The sequence below is a fragment of the Bradyrhizobium sp. Mp27 genome, from assembly GCF_029953005.1.
Classification (GTDB): domain Bacteria; phylum Pseudomonadota; class Alphaproteobacteria; order Rhizobiales; family Xanthobacteraceae; genus Bradyrhizobium; species Bradyrhizobium barranii.
The window spans coordinates 1-2,175 of record NZ_JASAUS010000421.1 but is presented as its reverse complement, the minus strand read 5'-3'; the positions used below and the strand labels follow the sequence as shown (position 1 = coordinate 2,175).

2 protein-coding genes and 1 pseudogene are annotated in these 2,175 nt (G+C 56.9%); 2 read left to right on the top strand and 1 reads right to left on the bottom strand.

The window, feature by feature from the left end; all coding sequences use genetic code 11:
• Nucleotides 1–362: 362 nt before the first annotated feature.
• Together QJT78_RS50510 and QJT78_RS50505 are read left to right on the top strand one after the other, a co-directional pair.
• Nucleotides 363–749: pseudogene (locus QJT78_RS50510) on the top strand (transposase); the annotation flags it as partial.
• 318 nt (nucleotides 750–1,067) lie between these two features.
• Nucleotides 1,068–1,214 (top strand): hypothetical protein, encoded by a 147-nt coding sequence (locus QJT78_RS50505; RefSeq protein ID WP_155257708.1) that lies wholly within the window; start codon nucleotides 1,068–1,070, stop codon nucleotides 1,212–1,214.
• A gap of 512 nt (nucleotides 1,215–1,726) precedes the next feature.
• On the opposite strand, the gene QJT78_RS50500 is transcribed toward QJT78_RS50505, so the two are convergent.
• Nucleotides 1,727–2,083, bottom strand: coding sequence for a PLD nuclease N-terminal domain-containing protein (locus QJT78_RS50500; protein WP_038945924.1), 357 nt, complete (start codon nucleotides 2,081–2,083; stop codon nucleotides 1,727–1,729).
• Nucleotides 2,084–2,175 lie beyond the last annotated feature (92 nt).

Below are 2,175 nucleotides of genomic sequence, written 5' to 3'. Positions count from 1 at the left end.
GCACGCCTCAAGCACCTTGCGATCTTTCCTCGAAAGGTGGACTTCTCTTGCTTCGGGTATCATCCCGACCTTGAATCACGACTCACGTTCCAAGAAAAGTGGGTACTAGGACCGGCCCATGGGGCCACTCGCAGTTTCAAAGTAGGCCAATCTCTATTTCGGCTTTTCAAGCTTCGGGGCTTCAAAGATAGTCGTCCGTGAAGAATACGGATCGGTCTGAGAAGTAAGCAGAATTGGTCTTGATGTAGTATTCGATTTTGCAGGAAAGTGGGGTGTTGGACCTCGTTTTCCTGCGTTTTGGGATTTTGCTTTTGGGCGATTCGTGATTCCCTGGTGTCGGGTCATCGGCATTGGGGAAGGCGATGAGCAAACCGCGGGACGATCGCCAGAAAGATCTGCTGCTTCCGGCGCTCGATCAGATCATCGACTTGGGCCACCCGCTGGTGCGGTTGGCGGCGCTGATCGACTGGAAGTTTCTGGATGAGCGCTTTAGTTCGGTCTGCCAAACAGGGTTGGGGCAACCTGGCTTGCCGACGCGGCTCGTGGCCGGCCTGTTCATTCTGAAGCACATGCACAACTTGTCAGATGAGGTGCTGTGCGCGCGCTGGATCGAGAACCCCTACTACCAATACTTCTGCGGCGAATTGAGCTTCTGCCACCGTCTGCTCAAGTTCCTGCGGACACGGCTTGGTCGGATTATCCGCGACATCCGCCGCAAGATTGATGGCGATACGGTGCTTGAAGCTCGCTCATCGCGCGACGGGGGCGCGCCAGTTTTTGCAGCAGAGTTGTTGCATGAGCCGACGGCCGCGCCAAAGGCTGCAGGCTCAGCTGCAACGCTAAACGAGCGCAAGTTAGACAGATTCGGCGTATGTCATTGATGTCCCGCCAACTGTTAGACACGTCTTCAGGTTTTAAGGTCCTGATATGAAAGACGTAACCTGAGCCTGAAAATCGCAGTGTCGGTGGTTCGATTCCGCCCCTGGGCACCATCCTGGTGTTTGCCCTTGTTCTTCGGCATCCGCTGACGCCAATTTCTCCGGCTTATTCCAGGAACGCCACGCATCGTGGCTGAGCGCGAACCTTGGTTCAGCGGGCGCGGTGCTCCTGACGATGCCATTCATGGCTGCGCCCGCTTCAAGGCGGAAGGCAACGATGATTTCGGCCCGCTCCAGGAGCCAAACCTCGTCGCCATCGCGATCGCCGTTCTGTAGCGCTCCGTCAAAACTTCGAACCGACACCTCGATTGTTGATGCGAGAGCGATCCGGTGGGCAACCTGCAAACCCGCAAGACGAAGTCTGCCTTCTAATTCCCTTTGGGCCCGGGCGGTCCGATCGGGCCTGCAGGTCCGGCCGGCCCTGGAGGACCCGCTGGCCCGGGGAGGCCGCAATTCTGTATCACCACGTCTCTCGTATCTGGTCCGGACGTGATCTTTACGATGCAAGTCGATGGAAACTCCGGTCCAATCCACCGAAATCCTCCGGTCGAAGTGCTCTCGACTTTCACGGTTTTGCTCGGACTGATCTTGATTTCCACGCTGGGCTCGCGGGGCCGTCTTACTCTTCCGACGATGACCAACTCGCCCTGCGATATGGTGGCGGTTGTTATGAATATTTCCGCATGCGCGCTTTCAGTCCACGCAATTGCAAAGCCAGCAATAAGAGATCCAACGGTGCCAAAAGGCTTTGCGAACATCATGGGCCTCCCCGCTTCCCTCACCGATGGTTAGGAGACCAGCTTGGTGCGAAGGCGCCCGTACTCGGTGTCGGTTATGGATCCCGATTTTTTGAGCTGATCGAGCTTGGAAAGCTCGTCGGCGACACTAAAGCCGACGATGTGCCGTAATTCCTCGCGCGCCCGCTGAGCCTGCTCAGCGCTGCGTTCCGCCATCCCCCTGCCTTGGGTGATGAGGTAAGCAAAGATGCCGAGGTAGGAGGTCAGAACAAGTGCAAGCACCCACAGTGCCTTACCCCATCCGGAAATGTCGTGGCGCCTGAACAGGTCGCCATAGATGACAATGAGCAGCCAGAACCAAACGACAAATGCGAATACAGCAATTATATCCCCCCGTGGGTCGGTCAAAATCCCCCGGGTATGGTCACTTGAAACTCCCCCACCTGATGATCGCCGTCAGCGCCGCTGAACAGCAGTAGCCGGTCAGGCAGGACGTTTAT